Below are 24,332 nucleotides of genomic sequence, written 5' to 3'. Positions count from 1 at the left end.
CAACAAGCGCTTCATCTTGGGAGGGACACGGTTGAAGGATGAAATTTGGAAAGCCTATGCAAGAGGATTAAGCGATGCAATGAGTGGCGGAGGGGTATTCATCCCCTCCGTTTTGCTCCGGACGTACAGTTCGCTAGGGCTGGAGGAGAGCGATGTTTTACTGCTATTCCAGCTGATGGCGTTCCGTGATGCGGAAGGAATCGATTTTCCCACTCCCGAACAATTAGCAGAGCGAATGGGTAAGCCGGTAACGGATATCGTATTCACGCTTCGAAAGCTGATGAAAGAAGGCATGCTGACGATCGAAGAAGATGCCGATCTGATGACGGACATTCGCTCAGAGCGTTATGATTGGACAAGTTGGCTGCTGCGCGCAGGCCAGCAGGCTGCCGCCATGAAGCGGGAAGCCGGTGCGCAAGCGTCGGCGGCGAATCGTCAGACTGCTTCAACTGCTGCAGCGGCTTCTGAGGGACTGACAGTTGTGCCTTCGTCGGACAATCTGTTTAGTGTGTTCGAACAGGAGTTTGGCCGCCCGCTGTCGCCGATGGAATGTGAGACGATCGCAGCTTGGCTCGATCAAGACCGATATTCAGACGATATCATTCGATTTGCGTTGAAGGAAGCTGTATTCGCAGGCAAGCTGCATTTCCGCTATATCGACCGTATTTTACTCGAATGGAGCCGTAATCGGGTGACGAACCCGGACGAAGCGCGAGCTCATTCGCAGAAGTTCAGAGGTGGGCGTTCCTAGTTCAGTCAGAACTTTCAATTGCATATGGCGGTCATTTGTATTACGATTAAATTATAATAATTCTAAAGTTAACGTTTCAAAAAGTTCGGTTTTCAGCACCGAGAAGGTTGGATCAAGCGGGGAATGAGGATCGGAGCGTAGTGAAGTGCTACGTGAGAACCGGAAGTCACAGCTTCATCCAAGATTCGACGTCGAGCACACTTCATGTGATGCTTCGTGATCAAAAGCGGGCTTTTTGAATAACCTCTAAAAGTAAACTTTTTCATTTCGGACAATGAGAAGGTGGAAAGGGTGTGTCGGTATGCTGGCTATAGAAGCAGAAATCGAAAAAATAAATCGGCAGATGACCGCCAAAGGCTATAAGCTTACGGTGCAGCGTGAAATTACGCTTCGCGTTCTGCTCGAGAATGAACAAGATCATTTGAGTGCAGAGGAAGTGTTTATGCTTGTAAAGGCTCGCTATCCGGAGATCGGACTTGCAACGGTCTATCGGACATTGGAGCTGCTTACGGAGCTGCATATCGTGGAGAAGATGAACTTCGGAGACGGCAGTGCCAGGTTCGACCTGCGCAGCGAAGATCATGAGCATATGCATCACCATTTGATCTGCCACACCTGCGGCATGTTGAAAGAAATTAAGGATGACTGGCTGCTTGAACTGGAAGAGAAGCTGCTGCGCGAATATGGATTCCGTGTAACGGACCATCGACTCGATTTCACGGGGCACTTTAGTCATTGCCGGAACAAAGAATGCAAACGTCAGAACAAAGCGGTTTCGGCGACAGCCTAACGCTTTTAATAGAAAAACGACCTTACATTCATCGATCGGATGAATGAAGGTCGTTTTTGTATATGTTCAGTCTTATGAATTAGCTGCTAATCACTGCCCTTTTCTGAGCAGTTCCAGTCGATACACATATTCAAACAGAAACTCGAATGACTCCAGATGCCGCTTCGCCTCGAACGAATTTGCACCCCATGCATAGATCCCATGTTTGCGCAGCAATATGCCAGGTACCCCTTCTTGCAGCTTTGCCGTAACCTCTGGGACGATGCGAGGAATGTCTCCGTAGTTCGGCACGATCGGAATATCGATATGTGCTTCCTCTTTCCAGTTGCAAAGTCCCTTGATCAGCTCTACGCCGTCCACCGGAACGGAACCGCGCTCCCAGTAGTACTCGGAGATGACGTTATTGAACACGCTATGGGTATGAAAAATAGCGTCGGCACCCGTCAGTCGATAGATCTCGCAATGGATGAGCGTTTCCGCCGAAGGCTTCAGCTTCGTGAGCTCGCTAGGCTTGCCCTCGTGATTAACGAACAGAAAATCTTCCGGTGTGTTCACCGTCTTATCTTTGCCACTCGCCGTAATGGCGAAATGGAAGGAGGATGGATCGAACTCGCCTACGCGAACAGACAAGTTGCCGCTTGTTCCTGGAAACCATCCGCGCGAAGCGAACAACTCCTTCGCATGGCGCAGCTCCGAGAGTGCGCGCTGTTTCTCTTCCGTCGTCAATTGCTCGAATGCTGTCATCGTACGGCCGTCCTTTCTTTGTTCAAATACGCAACAATATGATGGAACGTCTCGAACTCGACATGAAGAAGACCAAGCTCTTTACATTTGACTGTCAGCTGCGAGCGGGAGAAAACGAGATCGGCTTGCTTCGCACCTTCAAAGTCCGTCACGCTATCCCCAATGAGAAGACGATTGTATTCGGAAGCGGGGAAGTTCCGCATAATCGTTGTTTTACACATCCCGCAGTCATTGATACAATGCTCATCACATGGATTCGGCCATGTAATCTCGATTCGTTCCCCGCTGAAGTCACTGCCGTTGCAGTAGATATGTTCGACAGGGATACCGAACGGAGCAAGAACGGGATAAACGAAGAAATCGATGCCGCCGCTCGTGACATAGAACTCGATGTTATTCTCCTTGCAGTAAGCAAGTAGTTCAGAGAAGCCATCGCGTATACGGACGTTATGAATCCCATACGAAATAACTTCGTCCTTCATCGAGGTTGGCAGCATTCGGAACATCTCGCCAACACCTTGGCGAATGGACTTGCGCAGTGCAAGTACATCCTGTGCAATCTGTTCCCAGCCAGGCGGATTGAAATGCTTGATGATCGCGATAATGTTGTCATTGACCGTAATGGTGCCATCGAAGTCGCAAAAAATAACGCGCTTCTTCATGCTTCTCGAACCCCCCAAGCATCAATAGCAGCTTTGAGAGCTTCATTGCCAGCCTGTACGGCTGCTTCCCGCAGCGGTTGGCCTGCAAGTGCAGCTGAGATGGCTTGGCGGAATGCCTGCCCTCCAGCTTCTGTACCAAGCGGATGACCATGAACGCCGCCGCCTGCATTGACAATAACATCGGAGCCGAAGTCGCGAAGAATGAGCGGTACGAGTCCAGGATGGATGCCAGCCGATGGAACTGGGAAGCTTGTGCGAAGCGATATAGTCGGGTCGAGCAAAGCATCGCGAACGGCCATATTCTCTTCCTTAGGCATGACGACCGAGCCGTATGGGGAAGGGAAGAGGACGAGATCGGCACCAGCGAGCCGCATGAGTTTACCGAGCAGGACATTCGCAGAGATGCCATAGTAAGGTGAGGGATAGAACGCGCCAGCCATTGCGGGGTGCGCTGCAATGGGTACATGGATCGTAGGATCTGCACTCAACTCATGCAGAGCATCGAAGCCATAGGCCAATACATTGAACAGGAGAGCGTTCGCGCCAGCTGCAATCGCTCGGCGTGCATTCGCATTCAATTGCGATGTCGGACCTGTCAGGTTGACGGCATACAGCAGCTCTTGACCGGTCGTTTCTTTCGCTTTGCGCGCAGCGCGCATGCAAGTTTCTACACGCTTCTCCAGCGGGGTGAGTGGATTCTCGAACAGAATTTCATCGTCCTTAACGAGATCGACACCGCCGAGCGCTTGGCGATAGAATTGCTCCTCAAGACCTGTAAGGTCATGACCAATCACCGATTTGAAAATGCTCATGAGCAGCGGTCGATTATGTACGCCGACGAGGTCGCGCACGCCCTGCATACCGAATTGTGGTCCGGGGAATGCAGATTCGAACTCGGGTGATACCTCGATATCGATCAGCTTCACTTTGCCGTCCATGGACAGCTTGCCGAAGATCGTAACGAGCAGGGCAGGGATATCTCGGCTGAAGTTCACGTCCGGATAGGCAATGCGAATGTCTGCGTATCGCTCTCCAGCAACCAGGTTAACTGGCTCATGAACATCAACCGAAATCACCTTCCCAAGATGCTTCTCCATCGCAGCCTTTTTTGCTTCGGGAAGTTCAGTCCAGCTGCCGACCGTCAAGCCAACAGCAATACTTTGTGCTTTCTTTGCAAAATCAGCCTTATCGTCATAGCAGCGATAAGTTGCGATGCAGTATCCGATCATTTCAATGCGCTCCGTTCAATATCGGCGCCAAGCTCTCCGGCACGTTCAGCTGCGCGAGCGACCGCACGCTCGATACCCGTCGAGAATTCATGGGCATCCAATGTCTCGATTGCAGCTTGTGTCGTGCCGTTCGGCGACGTTACCTTACGACGCAGATCGGCAGGCTGCTCACCTGTTGTACGAACCATCTCCGCAGCGCCAAGTACCGTTTGCACCGTCAAGTCACGCGCTGCGTCAACCGTCAGTCCAAGCTTGACGCCAGCTGCAATCATCGATTCCATCATGTAGTAGATGTAAGCAGGGCCGCTGCCGGATACACCTGTTACAACATCGAGAAGAGGTTCTTCTACAACGGTTGTCAAACCAACCGCTTGGAACATTGCTTCGGACAATGCGCGCTGCTCTGCTGTCACGGATTCTGAATAGCTAATGCCAGTAGCGCCGAGGCCAATCGTACTGGACGTGTTCGGCATTGTGCGAACGATGGCCATCGGACGGCCGAGCAGCTGCTCAATCGTACGGATCGACAGACCTGCAATTACGCTGACGATCAGCTGATTAGGGGAGAGGACATCACGCAGCTGCTCCAGGACGCCAGCTGCGTCCTTGGGTTTCGGCGCGAGGAAGATCACATCCGCATTGCGGATCATGTCCTGCTTCGCTGCGTCGGTACCTGCCGTTACGACGCCGTAGCGCTCGCTTAGCTCAGTGAGACGTTCTGCATTTTGACGGTTCAACATGCCGATGTTTGTTGGTGCTGTAAGTCCTTGACCGATCAGGCCGCGAACGATGGCTTCTGCCATCGAGCCTGCACCGTAGAAGCATAATTGCATGGAGCCGAGCGCCGTAGGGGTGGAAGATGTATTCATTGAAGAAAAACCTCCGTTTCTATTTAGTAAGTTATCCGCGTACTTGACCGTTGCCGCGAATCGTATATTTCGTCGAAGTCAAAGCAGGGAGACCCATTGGTCCGCGAGCATGAAGCTTCTGTGTACTGATGCCGATTTCGGCGCCGAATCCGAATTCGAAGCCGTCGGTGAAGCGGGTGGATACATTGTGATAGACCGCCGCTGCGTCGATATCCTGCAGGAATTGTTCTGCATGGTCCTTATTCTCTGTAACGATACATTCCGAGTGCATTGTTCCATAGCGTGCGATATGGGCCAGCGCTTCATTCAGGCTATCGACAATACGTACGTTAAGAATGTAGTCGTTGTACTCTGTTGCATAGTCTTGCTCCGTAACAGCTTTTGCATCTGCGATTAACTGGCGCGTTCTGTCGCAGCCGCGAAGCTCGACGTTCGCTGCTTTCAGCGCATCTGTTACTACAGTCAGGCTGTTCGCTGCGAAGCTGCTATGAACGAGCAGCGTCTCCATCGAGTTACATACGGAAGGGCGCTGCGCCTTCGCATTGACTGCAATACGAGCTGCCATCTCAGCATTTGCGGATTCGTCAACAAACGTATGGCAAATACCAGCGCCAGTCTCGATGACAGGCACGGTTGCATTTTGAACGACGTTCTGAATAAGCGACGCGCCGCCGCGTGGAATGACGACATCGAGCAGACCGTTCAGCTTCAACATTTCGTCAACAGACGAACGGTTCGAATCCTCAATCATTTGCAGCGCTTCAACTGGCATTGCCGTACGTGCAATCGCCTCGCGAAGCACTCCAACGATTCGGCGATTCGAATCAAGCGCGGCGGAACCGCCACGAAGTACGACAGCGTTGCCTGTCTTGAGGCACAAGCCTGCTGCGTCCACCGTTACGTTAGGACGGGCCTCATAGATCATGCCGATAACACCGAGTGGGACACGGCGCTTCTCGATATGCATACCGTTCGGACGGTCGAACGTTTCGAGCAGATCGCCAACTGGATCTGGAAGATCAACGATTTGACGCAGTCCTTCTGCAATTGCTTCGATGCGGGAGCTGTTCAGCGCCAGTCGGTCGAGAAGGGACTCGCTCGTTCCGTTCTCGCGGCCGCGCTGCAGATCGCGCGCATTCGCTTCCATAATCGACGCTTGTTCCTGAAGCAATGCATCGGCCATCGCAAGCAGCGCCTCATTCTTTTGTGCGGTTGTGAGACGGTTCATACCGGATGCTGCACCTTTGGCTAGCTGTGCTTTCGCACGTACTTCACTTATCGTGTTCACTTCGCTCATGTCCATTCTCCTCCTAATACATTTGCTTAGATTTTTAAGCTATTTAAGCGTTATCCATTCGTCGCGATGAATGACCTCGATGCGGGACACTTCTATGCGGCGTTTCACCTCATCTGAATTCATGCCGGCTACTGCCTTCAGCTGCCATGCGTCGTAATTGACAATGCCTCGGCCGATCGTATCGCCGCTTAATCCCGTTACTTCAACAACGTCACCATGATGGAAGTCACCGGACAGCTCGGCAACGCCTGCCGGCAATAAGCTCTTGCCACCTGTACGAAGCGCATCTTCTGCTCCAGCATCGACAACAATGCGGCCAAGCGGCATCGAGTGGAAGCCGAGCCATTGCTTCTTGACGGGCAGGTTGCCAAGCTTTGTTTCGAAATAAGTGCCTTTGCCGATGTCGTCAACAGCAAGACGCATGTCGCCAGGCTCAGCCGCGCGGCCCACGAAGGCAGGGACGCCGCCGCGCATTGCGATGCGCGCAGCTTCCAGCTTCGAGCGCATGCCGCCCGTTCCCACAGAGGAGCCGGAGCCGCCTGCAAGCTGCATGAGATCCTCGGAAATTTGCGATACACGCTCGATGCGGCGTGCATCTTTATTTTTGCGCGGATCCGCCGTATATAGACCATCTGTGTCTGTCAGAATGATCAACTGCTTCGCCTTCAGCAGATTGGCGACGAGGGCGGAGATCATATCGTTATCGCCGAACTTCAATTCATCAGTAGCGACCGTGTCGTTCTCATTGATGACTGGAATTGCACCTTGGCGAAGCAGCTCTTCCATCGTCATCAATGCACATTCGATACGTCGGCGGTTCGAGAAATCGGTCCGCGTCAGCAGGATTTGTGCAGCTGTATGGCCGTCACGGCCAAATGATTCTTGATACGCTTGCATAAGCAGCGCTTGACCAACTGCAGCGGAAGCCTGCTTCTCATGAAGCAGTTTCGGTCTTGATGTAAAACCGAGTGCCCGGAATCCAGCAGCGACAGCGCCTGATGTGACGAGTACGACGCTATAGCCTGCTTTCTTAAGCGAAGATAACTCGGATACAAAGAAATCGAGCTTGTTGCGGTTCAGGCCGCCTTCATCTGATGTAAGCGAGCTACTGCCGATTTTGACTACAATGCATTCTCCCATAAGGATCCCATCCCGTAATGATAGTATGTAATTTAAGAGGTAGTTCGTACTTTAAGCTGAGCTCGAAAAAAGAACGAAAAACAAAAAGACTTTCATCCTTAAATAAAGGACGAAAGTCTGTGCTTCCGCGGTACCACCTTTGTTGACGGCTTGTGCAGCAAGTTCAGCGCTCAAATCATGAGCAAACGAATCGCTGCGGGGCCATCCCGCTCGTGCCTTATAACAGAAGGCGCTGTCCGGCTTATCGCCGGCCGTTCAGGGGTAGGGTTCAGCCAAGATCCGCGGTAAATTCTCACAGCCTATCGGAATTTACTCTCTGCTCGCGGTGCTATTATGGCCTACTGGTCCCGTCATTACGTTCCGTATTTTCGATTGATATCAGCATAACATGATTGGGAGTCGTGTGTAAAGAAAGGCAAGCCCCCAGTTTACGCTTGATACACTCAACTATTTCGGTTTGAAAATTCCGAGTGCACCGATTCTGCGAACCGCTTCACGGAGCCGCTCAGCAGGGGCGAGGAGACCAAGTCGAACATAGCCTTCACCATTCTCGCCGAATCCAATACCAGGCGCAACGACAACGTCCGCTTGCTCCAATAGAAGATCTGCGAATTGCGCAGATGTGTAAGGCTTCGGTACTGGCAGCCAGCAGAAGAACGAGCCGCCAGACTTGTTGGCTTGCCAGCCGATGGCATCCAGTTCCTCGAATAAAGCATTTCGCCGCAGCTCATATTCAGAACGAAGCTCATCCACGCAATTCTGCGGTCCTGTAAGAGCTGTTGCAGCCGCTTCTTGAATGCCGCCGAATAAACTGCAGTAATAATGGTCTTGAATAAGATTGATGAGGCCAACAATTTGTTTGTTTCCAAGTGCGAAGCCCACGCGCCAGCCGGCCATATTGTAGGATTTGGATAAGGTGTAGAACTCTATGCCCACTTCCTTGGCACCTTCTGCTTGGAGGAAGCTGATGGGGCGCTGGCCATCGAAGCCGATCGCTCCATATGCGAAGTCGCTTGCGATAACGATATTATGTTCACGGGCAAATGTTACTGTCGACTCGTAGAAGGAGAGATCAGCGACAGCGCCGGTTGGGTTGTTCGGGTAATTAATGAACATGAGCTTAGCTTGGTCAGCCATTTCCGCAGGAATTGCGCTGTAATCTGGCAGAAAGCTGTTACGTTCAAGAAGCGGCATGAATGCCATCTCGGCGCCAGCCATTTTCACGCCTGACCAGTAATCCGGATAGCCAGGATCTGGCACCAGACATACATCGCCGGGATTGAGCAGGCATTGGCTAATTTCGACGAGGCCCGTTTTGCCGCCAAATAGAATCGCAACTTCTGTATCCGGGTCCAGCTCAACACCATAATCTTCGGCATAACGTTGTGCAACAGCTTCTTTGAGGAAGCGATAACCCGTAAAAGGCGGATAACGATGGTATTGCTGATTGTCTGCTGCTGATTTCAGCGACTCTACAATATGGGAAGGCGTTGGACGGTCGGGATTGCCTTGTCCCAAATTGATGACGTCGCGACCTTTAGCCATCTGTGCGTTCGCTTTGGCGACAAGTGCCGCGAAGAACTGCTTCGGCAATCCATTCATCCGCTCCGCGGGTTGAATGGAAACGGCATTCGTATTCTTAGACATTGCTGCGTCACACTCCACCTATTTGATGAACATACTTTAGCACGATGGGTATGGAGTGTCGAGAATGAGGATAACAGCACAAGAGCGGGCAGCGCCCGCTCGATATGTAAACCGTCTCCCGCATGCATGATGCAAGGAGTCGGAGTTTTGCAATTAGGATGGGATACCGATTTTCTTCACGAACGGAGCAATGTCAGCGCTGAACAGGAGCAGATACGGGCGTCTTTGGTCATCGAATACGAGCAGAAGCGGCGGTTTATTCGCGCAGTTGAACAGGAATACTTCGCGCACGTTCAGCTCGGTTTGCGATACTTTGACTTTCGTCGGCTTATTCAGTGGAACGCGGTACACATACAGACAGCTGTCATCCGACTTAAGCTGCGGGGCAAAGCCAGTGACCGACTTCAACCAGCTGCGTGCGAATTTCTGGTATTGTCTGTCGTTATCGACAGATTTGACGACCTTCTCGGCTTTTACATCGAACACTTGAACGGGATGGCTCGGTGTTTTTGCCTTAGCGTCAGCAGCATGTGCAGCAGATGGGTTCATCATGGTGACGAGCAGCAGCATTAGCGCTACGACGGCAGCAACGTGATGGTACAAGCGAATTCTCATGACCAGTCTCCTTTATCTGTCGATAGTATTACGCCGTTCCACGTTAACATTCCCAGCTTGACACGGTTCCATGAGGGGTTATGATTAGGAAAATACAAACTGTTCGCAAAGGAAGATCGATGATGTCGAGTACGAAACTGAAGCTGGCATTGCTGCAAATGGATATTCAAATTGGCGAACCGGAAGCCAATTTCATCAGGGCTGAGCGCATGCTTACAGAAGCAGTCTCGGCTGGCGATAAGCCGGATCTGATTATGCTGCCCGAGATGTGGAACACGGGATACGCATTGGATCGCATTCATGAGTTGGCAGATAAGGAAGGCGTACGCACTCGAGAGAAGCTGGCTGCTTTTGCACAGGAGCATGGCGTACTGCTAGTTGGCGGCTCGATTGCGGAGAAACGGGATAATGGCGTGTATAATACGATTCATGCGTTCGGACGCAACGGGGAAGAGCTTGGGGCTTATGACAAAATTCATCTGTTCCGTCTTATGGATGAAGAGAAATATTTGCAGCCCGGCACTCAGACAGGCACATTGGCACTGGATGGTACCCCTGCAGGCATGATGATCTGTTATGACATTCGGTTCCCAGAGCTGTTCCGCAAGCTGGCGCTTAGCGGCGTCAAGGCGGTGTTCGTGCCGGCTGAATGGCCGAATCCACGACTTCATCATTGGCGGACTCTGCTGCAGGCTCGTGCGATCGAGAATCAGATGTACGTCATTGCTTGCAACCGGTGCGGGCAGAGCGGAGAGACGGTGTTCTTCGGTCACTCCATGGTGATCGATCCGTGGGGAGAGGTTATTGCGGAAAGTGACGATCGGGAAGGCATTCTGACAGCTGAGATCGACTTCGCGATTGTGGATGAGGTTCGTGCGCGAATTCCGATTTTCGAGGATCGTCGTCCAACGCTTTATGAATAGTGTAATGGTAAAAAGATGGCTAGCCGGGCAGTCCGGCTAGCCATTGTAATGTCGATCGACGGTACGTTTCATCGTTCGGATGAACGCTTCTGCTGCACGCGAGAGATAACGGCCCTTCCGACTCGCGATGACTAGCGTACGGGAAGGAGCGGGATCGCTAAGCGACAAGTAAAGCGGCGTAAACTCGCTTCGCGGTGCTCGTGTAATCATCATTGGCACGAGGGCGATGCCCATGCCTGCTGCGACAAGTGACTGCACGGTCTCTATATTGCTGCTCTCGAACACAATTCGCGGAGCGAAGCCTGCTTGCTCGCATAAATCAAGAGTAATTTGCCGGAATCCTTGTCCTTTCTTGAGAACAATGAAAGATTCGCTCTCGAGCTCGCTGAGTTCGATTCTACCGTGATGATTCGCGAGCGGATGGCGGTGCGGAACCGCTAGACAAATTTCTTCTTCAATTAATGGTTCCCATGCGAGCGAAGTGTCGAACAAGGGAAGCGACAGGAGACTGATGTCGGTCTCGCCGCTGGCGGTCAGCTGCTCTAGCTTGGCGGAAGTATCCTCAATGAGTACAACCTCAATTTCCGGATATTGCATACCGAATACGGGCAGCACGAGCGGAAGGATGTGCGAGCCTGTAATTGGCAGGCTGCCGACGACCAATCTGCCTTTTCGCATATGCGCCATATCTTCCATCTCTTGCTTGAGCTGTTCAGACGCGTCCAGAATCGTCTGCGCTTTATGGACAAACACGGCACCAGCATGTGTCAGCTCGACGGAGTTCGTTGTCCGGCGGAACAGCAGGACGCCGATTTCCTTCTCAAGCTTGGATAACTGCTGACTGAGTGAAGGTTGAGCAATATGAAGCTTCTCCGCGGCGCGGGAGAAGTTTTTCTCTTTTGCAATTTGAATGACATATTGGAGCTGACGCAATTCCATCGTTTTGGAACTTCCCTTCGTATCGACTGGGTTCATAGTTATAACCTATAGCTATTATAGATATTATATCTTGGATCAATGAATAAGAACATGCTATTGTTAAGTTAATTTCAAGGCACTTATATTTATAGCCAAATGAGAAATAGACAATTACGGGGTGAAACGCGATGACTAAGAAAAGAACAATGTTTGAGAAAATTTGGGATAACCACGTGATTCATTCGGAAGAAGGCAAGCCAAGCATTTTGTACATCGACTTGCACTTGGTTCACGAAGTAACGTCGCCGCAAGCGTTTGAAGGTCTGCGCATGTCGGGCCGTCAAGTACGCCGTCCTGAGCGTACGTTCGCAACGATGGACCATAACGTTCCAACGAAAGATCGCTTCAATATTACAGATCCGATCTCCAAACAGCAAATCGATACGCTGACGCAAAACTGCGCGGACTTCGGTGTTAAACTGTTCGACCTGAACAACATCGACCAAGGCGTTGTACACGTTATGGGTCCAGAGATCGGTCTGACGCACCCAGGTTACACAATCGTTTGCGGTGACAGCCATACGTCGACGCACGGCGCATTCGGCGCACTCGCATTCGGTATCGGTACGAGCGAAGTTGAACACGTCATGGCTACGCAATGCTTGCAGCAATCGAAAGCGAAGACGATGGAAATTCGTTTCAACGGTTCCCGCAAACCGGGCGTTACGGCGAAGGACTTGATCCTCGGCGTAATCGCGCAATACGGTACGGACTTCGCAACGGGCTACGTTCTCGAGTACACGGGTGAAGCAATCCGCTCGCTCACGATGGAAGAGCGTATGACGGTTTGTAACATGTCGATCGAGGCAGGCGCACGCGCTGGTCTGATCGCTCCGGACGAAACGACGTTCGAATACCTGCGTGGACGTGAATACGTACCACAAGGCGAAGCATTCGACAAAGCTGTAGCAGAATGGTCGCAGCTGCGTACGGATGAAGGCGCAACGTTCGATACGGTTGTTGAGTTCGACGTTGACTCGCTCATTCCGCAAGTAACGTGGGGCACAAGCCCAGGTATGGGTACGGACATTACATCTGTTGTTCCTAACCCAGCAGAAATGGCAACTGAAAATGAGCGCAAAGCTGCTGAAGCTGCGCTTGACTATATGGCTCTGAAACCAGGTACGCCAATGACCGAAATCGAGATCGATTACGTGTTCATCGGTTCTTGCACGAACGGCCGCATCGAAGACCTTCGCGCTGCTGCTGAAGTAGCGAAAGGCTACAAAGTTAGCGACCGTGTAACGGCAATCGTCGTTCCAGGCTCAGGCCGCGTTAAACTGCAGGCTGAGAAGGAAGGTCTCGACAAAATCTTCGTAGAAGCAGGTTTCGAATGGCGTGAAGCCGGCTGCTCGATGTGCCTCGCGATGAACCCAGACGTACTGAAGCCAGGCCAACGCTGCGCTTCGACGTCGAACCGTAACTTCGAAGGCCGTCAAGGCCGCGGTGGTCGTACGCATCTCGTTTCCCCAGCAATGGCTGCAGCAGCAGCAGTTATGGGCCGCTTCACAGACGTACGCGACTGGAAGCTGAAAACAGAAGTAGCGAACTAATCGCCTAAGAGAGGAGAACGATATAACATGGAAGCTTTTGTTAAACATACAGGTATCGTCGCACCGGTTGACCGCGTAAACGTCGATACAGACGCAATCATTCCTAAACAATTCCTGAAACGTATCGAGCGCAGCGGCTTCGGCCAATTCCTGTTCTTCGAATGGCGTTTCTTCGAGAACGGTGATGTAAACCCTGACTTCGAGCCCAACAAAGCTCGTTATGAAGGTGCATCGGTTCTGATCTCCCGCGCTAACTTCGGCTGCGGCTCCTCCCGTGAGCACGCTCCTTGGGCGATTCTGGACTACGGCTACAAGTGCATCATCGCACCGTCGTATGCAGACATTTTCTACAACAACTGCTTTAAGAACGGCATCCTGCCGATCAAGCTTAGCGAAGAGCAAGTAGAAGATCTGTTCCAACGTACGGCTAAACACGAAGGCTACAAGCTGAACATCGATCTGGAGAACAAAGTGCTCACTGACGAGCATGGCCTCCGCATCGAGTTCGAGCTCGACGAGCACCGTCGTCAATTCTTGCTGCAAGGTCTGGACGATATCGGCCTGACGCTTCAGCATGAAGACAAAATCGCTGCTTTCGAAGCAAAACGCGCAGGTCAAACGGCGTAAAAGCCTGATCTGACAACGGTCTAATACAAGTGAGCTCTGTGGCTGCCGAAAGGCAGTCCAGAGCTTTTTTGTTTCAGCACATTAGCAACCAAGGAAGCTCGAACAAAAGCTTTGCCCCACAAGGGCACGCGGCTTCCTGCACGTAGTTGTTTATCCGCTCTTCCGTAAATCTCACGACCCCTTCCGGGTCCCAGGGGTTGGAAACCCCGGGGCCCTCCCTAGCAGGGAGGGTTTGGGTGGGTAGAACTCTTGGTTTGGGTGGGTAGAGATCCCGAGAGAGTTGGCTAGGTAGAAGTACTCAGGATTTAGTTGGGAAGTAAAATGGGGTTAGAAGGGGCCAAGCCCCTCTTTTCCCGCGAAAAAGTTCACACAATTTATCCTTTATACGCAACTTTTTCCGATAGAGCGCGTCTAATATTTCGTCTGTAATAGACGAATTGCGTGCTAACTCGACGTGTTTCGTTGCGGGCAATCCATATTTTGTTTTAGAGGTGAAAGATGAGAAAGCTAGTTGTCGTCATCATGTTGTTGTCGCTCTTCTTCTCGCTGTTCCCAGCGATCGGACAAGCAGCTTCCGTCGCGCCGAAGCTTTATTTGAACGGCAAATTGTTGGAAACGCAAGAAGATCCCCAAATTGTTGACAAGTCGACACTTGTGCCAGTTAGGGTAGTTGCTGAAGGATTAGGTTATGACGTAGGTTGGAATCAAGAAGAGAAGCGGATTGATATCCAAGATGATTCAAATCTGATTACATTGACGGTAGACAGTCGTTCGGCCAGCGTCAATGGAACCGTCGTGCAGCTTGAAGCTGCGGCAATGATCATTAACAAGGTCACAATGGTACCGATTCGATTTGTTGCAGAGAGTCTTGGACTGCAAGTGTACTATGATTCGCCGACGAAGTCCGTTCATTTGTACCAACGTGCAGGAACCTCGACAGATTCGGGATCTTCTTCAGGTTCTGACAATTCCAACACAGGAAATTCGTCTGGAAGCTCGAATAACAACAGTACGGACTCGAATACGTCGTTGCCAGCAGGCGTGCAAGGCTTGCTGAAGTCGGTTCAGTTTGATGGCATGTCGAGCGTACTCATCGATTACGATGGAACAGTTACACCGAATAAAGCGTTTACATTAACGGCCCCGGATCGTATCGTAATCGATTTGCCGAACTCGGCATTTGCATCCACTTTAACACCGGGACAAGTTGTTGTTGACTCACATCCAACACTAACGAAGATTCGTTATGCTGTAGGACCCGATAGTCCGACGACGCTGCGCGTCGTTCTGGATTTGAAGGCAGCTTCGAGTTATAACGTATCGGAAGAAAGCGGACGCATTAAAATTGATGTGCTTGATCCTGCTGTAACGCCGCCAGAGACGACGACACCTTCGACCCCAAGCACAAGCACAGGATCAAGTGACAAAGTATACAAAGTCGTCATCGATGCTGGACATGGTGGCAAAGACCCGGGTGCAAGTACGGCAAGCGGACTGTACGAGAAGACGTTCAATCTTAGCATTGTATTGAAAGTGAAGGAACTGCTCGATAAGGAGAGCCGTATTCAAGCGACCTACACGCGTACGGGTGACACTTATCCTACCTTGCAGGAACGAGTGGATACTGCCAATAAACTGAAGGCGGATGCATTCATTTCTATCCATGCGAACAGCTATACTGCTACAACGAACGGAACAGAAACGTATTACAATCGCGCGGATTCGAAGCCATTTGCGACCATTATGCACAAGTACTTGGTTAAAGCAACAGGTCTGAAGGACAACGGTGTTCGTTTTGGAGATTTCAAAGTCATTCGTGAGACGACGATGCCTGCTATTCTGCTCGAATCCGGTTACTTGACGAATGCGACAGACGCAAAAGCGCTGTTCGATAGCGCGATTCAGTCCAAAATTGCTGCTGCAATTGTTTCGGGTCTTAAGGAGCAATTGAAGCTTCAATAAAAATGAGGTGAGCATGATGCGTCAAATACGTACGACAATTGGCTTACTGCTGCTTGGAGCTGCAATTGTAACAGCTGCAAGCGGTTGTGGAGCTAAGCAGAAGTCGCCGCAGGATAGTGCCAACACGGATACGAGCGTGACGGCATCTGCAGGTCAATCGGAGCAAGCATCCTCATCGGACAAGAAGAAGCAATCGATACATATTTATTATTCCGATCAGGATTTGACCAAGCTTGTCGAGCTTAATCGTGAAATTGAATATGATTCACCGGATACGATGATCAGTGCGGCATTGGAAGCACTGCAAACAGACGGCGGCAGCGATGCATTGTCGCTGTGGAGCAAGGTACAGTTCAAGACGGCAGTAGTGAAGGACGGGGCTGTTACGATCGACCTTCATTTACCGGAGGAGGCACGACTTGGAGCGTCTGGCGAGATGCTGGCGCTGCAAGCCTTGAAACAGACGTTATTTCAGTTTGATGAAGTCCAATCCATTGATGTGCTTCTAGATGGTGAGTCTGTTGAAACGTTGATGGGACATGAGGAATTGTCCCATCCGTTTGTAAAGTAGATTAGAAGTACAAGTAGGAGCAACCTGTTTACTAATCGAGGAGGCTATCGTACATGATTTATCATCCGAAATCTTATAAAGCAGCTGCTTGGCTTCTTGCATTGTCGTTAACAGCTGGCGGCACCGTTTCGGCAGCTGCAGTACCATACGATACAACCTCCAGTGTAACGTCGACAGATGCTGTTGGAGCAACTGCATCTACTACGCCGTTTTCGGACGTAGTATCGGGACACTGGGCTGAGAAACATATTTCGAAGCTGGCGTTCCAAGGCATTATCGTCGGCAATAATGGTTCGTTCCGACCATCTGATAGTGTGACTCGTCAGGAAGCGATCGTTATGGCGATTCGCTTCGCTGGATTAGAAGACCAGTTAAATCTTGACGAAGCAGTTGTATTCCCGAGCTCGTTCCATGTCGACAATTATTTCGTTCCATATGTTGTTCTTGCATTCGAGAAAGGTTTGATCGATCAGAACGATCAATTCGCGATTGCAGATAAAGAGGGCAAGGACTGGGGCAGCGCGAAGGCTTCACGGGAATGGGTAACGAAACTGATCGTGAAGGCTATTGGTAAGAATGCCGATGCAGAGGCATTAGCCAACCAATCGATTCCATTCGATGATGCGTCGGCGGTAGGTGATGGCTACGCTGGTTATATCAATGAGGCAGTGAATCTCAAGCTGATGAACGGTGTGGCGAACAACAAGTTCGATCCAGCAGGCGCTGTAACGCGTGCCATGATGGCAAAGCTGCTTAGCTTGGCTGAAGGAGAATATCCAGTTAGTTATGAAGGGCAGACAGAAGGTATTCTAACAACGCTGGAGGACGGTACGATTGGCTTATACACCGATAATGGCGATCAAACCTACAGCAGCAGCGCCAGCACGGTCTATGCACGCTCGGATTCTGAGCAATTGACGACTGCTTCTAATCTTGTACCGTACGCGCCTGTATCGGTTATCGTTAAGGACGGCGCTGTTCAATATATTGAGCAGCTTAGCACGGAACAACAGGTCGAAACGATTAATGGAACGTTCGAAAGAGCGGTTTCTAGCACGAATACGCTATTTATCTGGCCTAGTGGTGCCGATGATTATTTGAAAATTCCTTATAGCAATAATTTACAGGTGCTTGATAGCAATGGAAACACAATCTCATTATCTGAGGTTCCTGCAGGAGCAGAGATTAAAGTATTACGCGATAAATATCGTCAAACGCCAACTGCGATTTCGATTCAGATTGCTGGGGATTCGCAAACGAAAAGTGGTTCAGGCACAGTTCAATCCGTAGGCACTACATCGATTACGATCAATAACAACGGTACTTCGGAGACTTGGGATATTGCATCCAACGCTTTGCTGTTAAACGGCAATACACTCATTACTTCGTTGTCCGAGATTAAGGCCGGAGATACGATCACGTATGAAGTGAAGAACGGCGAACTCACTAAATTGGTCGTTGAATCGACGAATGCAGCTAAGACGGAGACGGGCACGTTCTATAGTTCCGATTCCAAAACGATTACGTATGTGAAAGACAATAAATATATTACTAAGCCGATTATAAGTTCGACTGTTGTATATATTGAGGGACTGCCAACTTCGCAGATGACCGACCTGCAAGATGGTGACCAGCTTGAACTGACGATTAACGCTTCGGATCAAGTAACGAAGATATCCGTTCAAAACCGCAAGGTGGAGATGGCGGTCGGAACTGAGATTTTAGGTTATTATAGCGACCAGAGCGCACTCAGTGTCGTGGATGGAAACGGCAAAATCCTTACGCTTTATTTTAATTCTGACAGCCAGATTGATTTGAACGGAACCGTGTTCACGATCGAAACTGCGGTAGCAAGCGGTTTGCTGACCAAAGGTCGTAAAATTACGATCAGCTACACGGGCGATACCATCGTGCGAGTCCAGCTCGCATTCCGATATACGGGTACAGTCGTTTCGGTTTCTACGTCGACTTCTAAAATCACGATGTCTATGAATGGCACGTTGATGACACTGCCGTTGGACTCGCCATTTGTCGAGTCATATAACAGCACGAGCACTACGCTGGCTGACATTCAGACAGGCGATACGATTACAGCTGCAATGAACTCGGACCAAGATAAAGTAAGTGGCATCTATATTCACCGTACGGTTCAAATGAAGGTAGTTTCCGTGAATGCTTCCACCAATAAGCTTATGATTCGTGAAGGCAGCGGCACGGCGGTTGAATACAGTGCGGGCAGTATCGATATGCTCGATGAGAATGGAAACACAATCACGGTTGGAAGCTTGGCAGCAGGCAATGTAGTGAACGTAACTTTCGTCGGCAGCACGCCATCGAGTGTACAGCGTGTATCCATCAATGTTGGTGCAGTAACAAGCGTTGATGCGAATCAGATTCAACTGGTCAATTATTCAGGACAGACGGTGACTGTACCGCTTGGTTCAAGCTACACAATCAAGCGTAATGGTGTTTCGTCGACTAGCTATACAACGCTCAAAACAGGCGATCGTGTGGAAACTAGCAAAGATACGAAGGGTAATGTACTCATTACGGTACTGACGAGTGAGGAGAAAACATTCTTCAAGTATGATGCTACGACAGACACGATTCAAACGAAACGTCAAGTTGTAACCGATACGAACTATAAGTTTACACTAACGAACATTTCGTTGACGTCCGGTGGCACGACGATTGAACCAACATCACTTGTAGACGGCGATACGCTCGTTTTGTACTATTATGATGGCAAAGTAATCGAGATCGCGAAGCAATAATTCCTAGTCTCAATGACAAGACCTCTGTAAGTACGCCGGTGCTCGGCTGCTTGCAGAGGTCTTTTGTTTCTCGTTTTGGTTGCATGACGTGACATTTTTCGCTACACTTTTGACTAATAGCGTTTATTTGGGGAGAGAGGGTAATGACAGGAAAGGAACGTATGAAGCGCATATTGGAAGAGACGTATGCGATGTTTCCGAATGCGCATTGTGAGCTTCGTCATAGTAATCCGTTTGAGTTGACGATCGCTGTATTACTATCTGCACAATGTACGGACGAGACGGTTAATAAGGTAACAGAGTCGTTATTCCAGAAATATAGGCGTCCGGAAGACTATCTAGCTGTTCCTCTAGAAGAGCTTGAGCAGGATATTAAACGGATCGGACTGTTTCGCAGCAAGGCATCGAACATTCAGAAGCTTTGCCAGATCGTCATTGATAAGTACAACGGCGATGTGCCAAGAGAGCATTCACAGCTGACGGAACTGCCTGGGGTAGGGCGTAAGACAGCAAATGTCGTTGTATCGAATGCATTTGGTGTACCCGCTATCGCGGTTGATACCCATGTGGAGCGTGTGTCTAAACGTCTAGGAGTTGCGAAAGAAGATGACTCGGTGCTTGAGGTCGAGAAAAAGCTGATGAAGCTGGTGCCGAAAGACATGTGGACACAGACGCATCATACGTTAATATTTTTCGGGCGCTATCACTGTAAGGCGCAGCAGCCGAAGTGTGACATTTGTCCGCTGCTTGATATTTGCAAAGAAGGTGCTCGTCGGATGAAGCCAACCGCCACGAGATCGAGGAAGACTACAGTAACGACTCGTGCTGTGGCGAAGACGAAGAAGAGTTCATCGTAGTGTCAATAACGCGGAGTCTTGCTTAGAGGAAAACGCGTATGTATATGACAGAGAGCTGCGGATTGGGGAACCGTGAGGCATGTACAGATAGGGCGGCTTATACGAGTTGCAGCAGACAGATATCACGTGTCATGTCTTTATAGATACGTGCTAACCTGTCTACTTGTACGGTCGAACGATAGAGAGAAGAAAGTGGGAGAAACCGATGATGAGCCGTTTAACGGAAACGAAAGAAAGTGTTTGGGCAGAAGCGATTGAAACGCTTGAAACGAAAATGGTGCAGACAGGGGACAGCGAAACAGCAGGCAAGTTAAAGCAGTTAGCGGATAAACGATCGAACGATAAGCTTGCTGTTGCATTTTGCGGCCACTTCTCAGCAGGGAAATCGACGCTGGTGAATCGGTTGTGCGGCGCGCAGCTGCTGCCTTCTAGTCCGATTCCGACAAGTGCTAACGTTGTGACCATTCAAGGTGGCCCACGCGCTGCTGTGAAGATTGAACAGATAACCGCAGACGGACGCCAAGAGATGGTGGAGCTTCCGACCTCGGAGCTGGAGCACCTTAACAAATATTGCATTGACGGCGCTCGTTATATGACCGTCGATATTGTATATCCGTCAGAGCTGCTTAGCAATGATATGATGCTGCTCGATACGCCGGGTATTGACTCGACAGATGATGCGCATAAACAAGCAACGGAATCAGCGCTTCATTTGGCCGACGTTGTGTTTTATGTAATGGACTACAACCATGTCCAGTCGGAGATCAACTTCTCGTTTGCGAAAGAACTGAAGGATTGGGGCAAACCGCTTTACTTGGTTGTCAATCAAATCGATAAGCATCGTGAACGTGAGCTGTCGTTCGAGGAGTATCGCACGAGTGTAGAGCAAGCATTCGCGAACTGGCACTTGGAGCCAGCAGGCATTCTGTATGTGACGAGCCGTGAACCGGAACACCCGCATAATGAATACGAGTCGCTCAAAGGCTTGCTTCGCAAGCTGGCAACCGTTCGAGGAGAGCTGGCAGACTGGAGTGTGTCGGCATCGCTGCGTCATCTAGTAAATGTTCATGCGAAACGGCAGGAAGAGTTGGCAGAACCAGAACGTCAGCAGTATCTCGAAGCAGCAGGTGGCGAAGAAGGCGCGGCTGAAGTAAAAGGCACACTTCGTGCACTTGAAGATCGACTTACAGCACTCAAAGGGCAAGCCGAGCAGGAACGTCTAGCGATGCGTAAGGATGTGCAATCGCTGCTGGACGGTGCCATTATTACGCCTGCTGCGCTGCGTGATATCGCGCATCAATTTCTTGAGAGCTGCAAGCCTGGCTTCAAGGCAGGGCTGTTGTTTGCAGGCGCGAAGACAGCTGCGGAGAAAGAACGCCGACAGGAGCAATTCCGCAGTGAGTTCGAGTCGGTTGTTAAATCGGCGATCGAGTGGCATTTGACGGAGCTGCTGCGCAAGGCAGCAGAAAAAGCAGGCTTGTCAGATGATCAAGTGACTGCGCATTTGAAGCAAATTGTTTGGTCGCCAACGGGTGAGTGGCTGACGGAGCGGGTCAACAAAGGCGCATCGTTTGGCAACGAGTACACGATGACCTATAGCCGCGATGTTGCCGCGGATGTCAAATCGGTTTATCGTCAGCTGGTCATGCCGCTGATCGATGAGATCGCAGCCTTCATCGCTGCGAGCAATGATGCAGCGGTGAAGGAAGCCGAAGCGGAGCTTCGTGCGCTTGGCTCGCGTGCGGCAGCGCTCGCGAAGCTTGAGGCGCTCGCGCAGCGGCTCGCTGCCGACGCGGCTGCGCAGTCGGCACTGCTGCCGGCGAAGCCGGCGGCGCCGGTGCTGCCTGCGCCAGCGGCAGCGCAGCGCGGAGACGCTCGCGCTGCTGCGCCAAGCGCCGCTGCTGCTGCGACGCAGCAGGCAGCCGCTGTGGCGGCGGGCAACGCCGGCGCCGGGGCGCGCGGCTCTGCCGCAGCGCCAGCCGCGCCTCGCGCGGTAGCTGCGCCAGCGGCTGCGCTCGCTGGCGGCGACGCCTTTGCGCCGCAGCGCCAGGCGGCTGCGCGCCTTCGCAGCGCTGCTGCGCTGTTGGCGCCGTACGGCACGCTCGGCGCCGCTGCTCGCGCGATGCGCGAGAAGGCTGACCGGCTGCAGAGCAGCCGGTTCACGATCGCGCTGTTCGGTGCATTCAGCGCCGGCAAATCATCGCTCGCGAACGCGCTCATCGGCGCATCGGCATTGCCTGTGTCGCCGAACCCAACAACGGCAGCGATCAACCGCATCGTGCCGCCGACCGATACACAGCCGCACGGCAGCGCACGTGTTGTCATGAAACCGAAGGAAGGCATGCTCGACGACCTTCGTTACTCGCTTGCCCTTCTCGGCGAAACCGATCTGCCGGCGGACGAGGCAGGCTTGATGCGCCGCATCGCAGCGCTTCGTCCAGATGCGGTTCAAGCAGGCGGACGTCCGCATTACAGCTTCTTGAAAGCTGCCGAGATGGGCTGGAATAATCATTCATCCAGCCTTGGCCAAGTGTTGTCTGTTGACGAAAATGAATACCGTCGCTTCGTTGCAGAAGAGTCCCGTTCCTGCTTCGTTGCAGAGATCGAGCTGCACTACAGCTGTCCGCTGACCGATGCAGGCATTGTACTCGTAGATACGCCGGGGGCAGACTCAGTCAACGCGCGGCACACCGGCGTCGCTTTCAACTACATCAAGAATGCGGATGCCGTGTTGTTCGTTACTTATTACAACCATGCGTTCTCGCAGGCTGACCGTCAGTTCCTGATGCAGCTCGGCCGCGTGAAGGATCAATTCGAGCTTGATAAAATGTTCTTCCTCGTTAATGCTGCGGACCTCGCGTCCTCGCAGGAAGAGCTGCAAGCCGTGCTCAAGCACGTCTCCGATAATTTGCTGCAGCACGGTATTCGATTCCCACGTCTCTATCCGGTATCGAGCCTTCAAGCGCTCGACGCGAAACAAGATGGCGATCAGGCTGCATTGGAGCAATCCGGTGTTGCTGCATTCGAACAATCGTTCACAACGTTTATCCGTGATGATCTTGGCCGGATGGCGGTAGAATCAGCTGATCGCGATATTGCACGCACGGGTACGCAAGTAGCAGGTTGGATTGACTCTGCTCGCGGCAGCGCAGCAGAACGTGCTCAGCAGCGCGAACAGCTGCTTGTTCAGACAGAGCGTGCTGGTGCTGTTGCCAAATCGGTCAGCGAGCTAGCAGATCTTCAGTATGATCGGATGAAGCGCGAGCTCGAAGAGCTGCTCTTCTACGTTCTTCAGCGGATCGGCCTGCGGTTCGGCGAGTTTTACAATAATGCGTTTAACCCTTCGACGCTGCGCGATGACGGCCGCGATTTGAAGAAAGCGATCTGGACGTCTTGGCTTGAGCTTGATCGTCAGCTTGCAATCGAGCTTGCACAAGAGCTCGAAGCAACGACACTCCGTATGGACAACGCGCTGAACGCGCTCATGAAAGAGCGTTATGAGCGTGCCAATACTGAGCTTGCCGACCTGCTTGCAGGCTTCGAGGCTTCTGCCTTTGTCCGCTCCGAATGGTCAGCTGACACAGTTGGCAGCAGCTGGGATGCAGGCCAAGTCGATGCGAAGTGGTTCTGGAGTCGCTTCAAATCTCCGCGTCAATTCTTCGAAGGTGACGGCAAAGCCGCGATGCGCGCTGACATCGAAGCATTGCTTGCTGATCCACTTCGCAGCTGGTCCGAGAAAGCAGCAGCCAAGTGGAACGCCATCTACGAATCGCGTCTCCGCGAAGCCGCAGATACAAGCAGCGTCAAGCTGTCCGAAGAAGCCCGTGCTTACGCGGACGGTCTGCTCGCATCTCTCCAAGACGGCAGCAACCTCGAAGAGCTGACCGAGCTCCACAAGTCGCTCCAAAGCCTGCTGCAACCATAATCTTTTCTCTAATCACAAAACGTCTGCCCAAACCGAGCAATCGGAAAGGCAGACGTTTTTTTTGTAACCACTATTTCCTGTTTGTTTTCAAAATAAAGGTTCTCAAAGGGGCGCAGCCCCAAGAAAACGCACGAACAAAAGCTTTACCCCTCAGGGGTACGCGACCCCAAGCACGCAGCATCTTATCCACGCCTCAGACGATCCCACGACCCCTTTCAGGGGTCCAGGGGACAGCGTCCCCGGGGCCCTCCCTAGCAGGGAGGGTTTGGGTGGGTAGAAATCTTGGTTTGGGTGGGTAGAAATCTTGGATTTAGGGTTTTTGAAAAAGATTAAAGGGTCCAAGGGTCGAAGTCCCTGCTCTACCATTCCGGGGTTAAGGGAGCCGGGCTCCATTATGCATGATACATTCAGATATTAT

Annotated in this window: 19 protein-coding genes; 10 read left to right on the top strand and 9 right to left on the bottom strand. The window is 51.4% G+C overall.

Translation table 11 applies throughout. The features are described from left to right. Nucleotides 1-31 precede the first annotated feature (31 nt). Both DFQ01_RS07820 and fur read left to right on the top strand, forming a co-directional pair. Complete coding sequence (locus DFQ01_RS07820; protein WP_110043344.1) at nt 32-751, top strand: DnaD domain-containing protein; 720 nt, start codon at nt 32-34, stop codon at nt 749-751. A 301-nt stretch (nt 752-1,052) separates the two neighbouring features. Then, nucleotides 1,053-1,541 carry a ferric iron uptake transcriptional regulator gene (gene fur / locus DFQ01_RS07815; RefSeq protein ID WP_110043343.1) on the top strand — a complete coding sequence of 163 codons (489 nt, stop codon included), beginning with the start codon at nt 1,053-1,055 and terminating at the stop codon, nt 1,539-1,541. Between the two features lie 90 nt (nt 1,542-1,631). On the opposite strand, the gene mtnB is transcribed toward fur, so the two are convergent. From mtnB to DFQ01_RS07775, 8 genes are all read right to left on the bottom strand, one after another. Next, on the bottom strand, nt 1,632-2,285 hold the full coding sequence (gene mtnB / locus DFQ01_RS07810) for a methylthioribulose 1-phosphate dehydratase (protein ID WP_110043342.1): 654 nt from the start codon (nt 2,283-2,285) through the stop codon (nt 1,632-1,634). Further along, nucleotides 2,282-2,947, bottom strand: a complete 666-nt coding sequence (locus DFQ01_RS07805) for a 2-hydroxy-3-keto-5-methylthiopentenyl-1-phosphate phosphatase (RefSeq protein ID WP_110043341.1) — start codon at nt 2,945-2,947, stop codon at nt 2,282-2,284. The genes mtnB and DFQ01_RS07805 overlap by 4 nt, the downstream gene beginning before the upstream one ends. After that, entirely contained in the window at nt 2,944-4,176 is a 1,233-nt protein-coding gene (locus tag DFQ01_RS07800) for a 2,3-diketo-5-methylthiopentyl-1-phosphate enolase (protein ID WP_110043340.1), read from the bottom strand. The genes DFQ01_RS07805 and DFQ01_RS07800 overlap by 4 nt, the downstream gene beginning before the upstream one ends. After that, nucleotides 4,173-5,045 (bottom strand): pyrroline-5-carboxylate reductase, encoded by an 873-nt coding sequence (proC, locus tag DFQ01_RS07795; protein WP_110043339.1) that lies wholly within the window; start codon nt 5,043-5,045, stop codon nt 4,173-4,175. Before proC ends, DFQ01_RS07800 begins: the two co-directional genes overlap by 4 nt. A gap of 31 nt (nt 5,046-5,076) precedes the next feature. Next, the gene (locus DFQ01_RS07790; RefSeq protein WP_110043570.1) at nt 5,077-6,324 is read right to left on the bottom strand and encodes a glutamate-5-semialdehyde dehydrogenase; all 1,248 of its coding nucleotides are present in this window, start codon (nt 6,322-6,324) and stop codon (nt 5,077-5,079) included. 57 nt (nt 6,325-6,381) lie between these two features. Further along, complete coding sequence (gene proB, locus DFQ01_RS07785) at nt 6,382-7,482, bottom strand: glutamate 5-kinase (protein WP_110043338.1); 1,101 nt, start codon at nt 7,480-7,482, stop codon at nt 6,382-6,384. Nucleotides 7,483-7,929: 447 nt separating this feature from the next. Then, nucleotides 7,930-9,129 (bottom strand): pyridoxal phosphate-dependent aminotransferase, encoded by a 1,200-nt coding sequence (locus DFQ01_RS07780; protein WP_110043337.1) that lies wholly within the window; start codon nt 9,127-9,129, stop codon nt 7,930-7,932. Nucleotides 9,130-9,282: 153 nt separating this feature from the next. Further along, the gene (locus DFQ01_RS07775; RefSeq protein ID WP_110043336.1) at nt 9,283-9,744 is read right to left on the bottom strand and encodes a hypothetical protein; all 462 of its coding nucleotides are present in this window, start codon (nt 9,742-9,744) and stop codon (nt 9,283-9,285) included. Between the two features lie 122 nt (nt 9,745-9,866). Here DFQ01_RS07775 and DFQ01_RS07770 point away from each other — a divergent pair, with 122 nt between their 5' ends. Next, nucleotides 9,867-10,667 (top strand): carbon-nitrogen family hydrolase, encoded by an 801-nt coding sequence (locus tag DFQ01_RS07770; RefSeq protein ID WP_110043335.1) that lies wholly within the window; start codon nt 9,867-9,869, stop codon nt 10,665-10,667. 36 nt (nt 10,668-10,703) lie between these two features. Here DFQ01_RS07770 and DFQ01_RS07765 read toward each other — a convergent pair whose 3' ends face one another. Further along, complete coding sequence (locus DFQ01_RS07765) at nt 10,704-11,606, bottom strand: LysR family transcriptional regulator (protein WP_110043334.1); 903 nt, start codon at nt 11,604-11,606, stop codon at nt 10,704-10,706. A gap of 167 nt (nt 11,607-11,773) precedes the next feature. Here DFQ01_RS07765 and leuC point away from each other — a divergent pair, with 167 nt between their 5' ends. From leuC to DFQ01_RS07730, 7 genes are all read left to right on the top strand, one after another. Beyond that, on the top strand, nt 11,774-13,198 hold the full coding sequence (leuC, locus tag DFQ01_RS07760; RefSeq protein WP_110043333.1) for a 3-isopropylmalate dehydratase large subunit: 1,425 nt from the start codon (nt 11,774-11,776) through the stop codon (nt 13,196-13,198). A 27-nt stretch (nt 13,199-13,225) separates the two neighbouring features. Then, the gene (gene leuD, locus DFQ01_RS07755; protein ID WP_110043332.1) at nt 13,226-13,825 is read left to right on the top strand and encodes a 3-isopropylmalate dehydratase small subunit; all 600 of its coding nucleotides are present in this window, start codon (nt 13,226-13,228) and stop codon (nt 13,823-13,825) included. 498 nt (nt 13,826-14,323) lie between these two features. After that, nucleotides 14,324-15,787 carry an N-acetylmuramoyl-L-alanine amidase family protein gene (locus tag DFQ01_RS07750; RefSeq protein ID WP_110043331.1) on the top strand — a complete coding sequence of 488 codons (1,464 nt, stop codon included), beginning with the start codon at nt 14,324-14,326 and terminating at the stop codon, nt 15,785-15,787. Between the two features lie 13 nt (nt 15,788-15,800). Beyond that, nucleotides 15,801-16,358, top strand: a complete 558-nt coding sequence (locus DFQ01_RS07745; protein ID WP_110043330.1) for a GerMN domain-containing protein — start codon at nt 15,801-15,803, stop codon at nt 16,356-16,358. Nucleotides 16,359-16,411: 53 nt separating this feature from the next. After that, on the top strand, nt 16,412-19,132 hold the full coding sequence (locus DFQ01_RS07740; protein ID WP_110043329.1) for an S-layer homology domain-containing protein: 2,721 nt from the start codon (nt 16,412-16,414) through the stop codon (nt 19,130-19,132). Nucleotides 19,133-19,275: 143 nt separating this feature from the next. Next, entirely contained in the window at nt 19,276-19,989 is a 714-nt protein-coding gene (gene nth, locus DFQ01_RS07735; RefSeq protein WP_110043328.1) for an endonuclease III, read from the top strand. Between the two features lie 205 nt (nt 19,990-20,194). Continuing rightward, nucleotides 20,195-23,914 carry a dynamin family protein gene (locus DFQ01_RS07730; RefSeq protein WP_245946574.1) on the top strand — a complete coding sequence of 1,240 codons (3,720 nt, stop codon included), beginning with the start codon at nt 20,195-20,197 and terminating at the stop codon, nt 23,912-23,914. Nucleotides 23,915-24,332 lie beyond the last annotated feature (418 nt).

The sequence above is a fragment of the Paenibacillus cellulosilyticus genome, assembly GCF_003182255.1.
Taxonomy (GTDB): domain Bacteria; phylum Bacillota; class Bacilli; order Paenibacillales; family Paenibacillaceae; genus Paenibacillus_T; species Paenibacillus_T cellulosilyticus.
Note: the sequence above shows the minus strand (reverse complement) of the source record. Positions and strands in the feature narration are given on the sequence as shown.

Excerpts from the sequence above, each read along its gene's own strand:
- fur (WP_110043343.1), top strand. The coding sequence starts at position 1,053 with ATGCTGGCTATAGAAGCAGAAATCGAAAAAATAAATCGGCAGATGACC.
- mtnB (WP_110043342.1), bottom strand. The coding sequence starts at position 2,285 with ATGACAGCATTCGAGCAATTGACGACGGAAGAGAAACAGCGCGCACTC.
- DFQ01_RS07805 (WP_110043341.1), bottom strand. The coding sequence starts at position 2,947 with ATGAAGAAGCGCGTTATTTTTTGCGACTTCGATGGCACCATTACGGTC.
- DFQ01_RS07800 (WP_110043340.1), bottom strand. The coding sequence starts at position 4,176 with ATGATCGGATACTGCATCGCAACTTATCGCTGCTATGACGATAAGGCT.
- proC (WP_110043339.1), bottom strand. The coding sequence starts at position 5,045 with ATGAATACATCTTCCACCCCTACGGCGCTCGGCTCCATGCAATTATGC.
- proB (WP_110043338.1), bottom strand. The coding sequence starts at position 7,482 with ATGGGAGAATGCATTGTAGTCAAAATCGGCAGTAGCTCGCTTACATCA.
- DFQ01_RS07780 (WP_110043337.1), bottom strand. The coding sequence starts at position 9,129 with ATGTCTAAGAATACGAATGCCGTTTCCATTCAACCCGCGGAGCGGATG.
- DFQ01_RS07775 (WP_110043336.1), bottom strand. The coding sequence starts at position 9,744 with ATGAGAATTCGCTTGTACCATCACGTTGCTGCCGTCGTAGCGCTAATG.
- DFQ01_RS07770 (WP_110043335.1), top strand. The coding sequence starts at position 9,867 with ATGTCGAGTACGAAACTGAAGCTGGCATTGCTGCAAATGGATATTCAA.
- DFQ01_RS07765 (WP_110043334.1), bottom strand. The coding sequence starts at position 11,606 with ATGGAATTGCGTCAGCTCCAATATGTCATTCAAATTGCAAAAGAGAAA.
- leuC (WP_110043333.1), top strand. The coding sequence starts at position 11,774 with ATGACTAAGAAAAGAACAATGTTTGAGAAAATTTGGGATAACCACGTG.
- leuD (WP_110043332.1), top strand. The coding sequence starts at position 13,226 with ATGGAAGCTTTTGTTAAACATACAGGTATCGTCGCACCGGTTGACCGC.
- DFQ01_RS07750 (WP_110043331.1), top strand. The coding sequence starts at position 14,324 with ATGAGAAAGCTAGTTGTCGTCATCATGTTGTTGTCGCTCTTCTTCTCG.
- DFQ01_RS07745 (WP_110043330.1), top strand. The coding sequence starts at position 15,801 with ATGATGCGTCAAATACGTACGACAATTGGCTTACTGCTGCTTGGAGCT.
- DFQ01_RS07740 (WP_110043329.1), top strand. The coding sequence starts at position 16,412 with ATGATTTATCATCCGAAATCTTATAAAGCAGCTGCTTGGCTTCTTGCA.
- nth (WP_110043328.1), top strand. The coding sequence starts at position 19,276 with ATGACAGGAAAGGAACGTATGAAGCGCATATTGGAAGAGACGTATGCG.
- DFQ01_RS07730 (WP_245946574.1), top strand. The coding sequence starts at position 20,195 with ATGATGAGCCGTTTAACGGAAACGAAAGAAAGTGTTTGGGCAGAAGCG.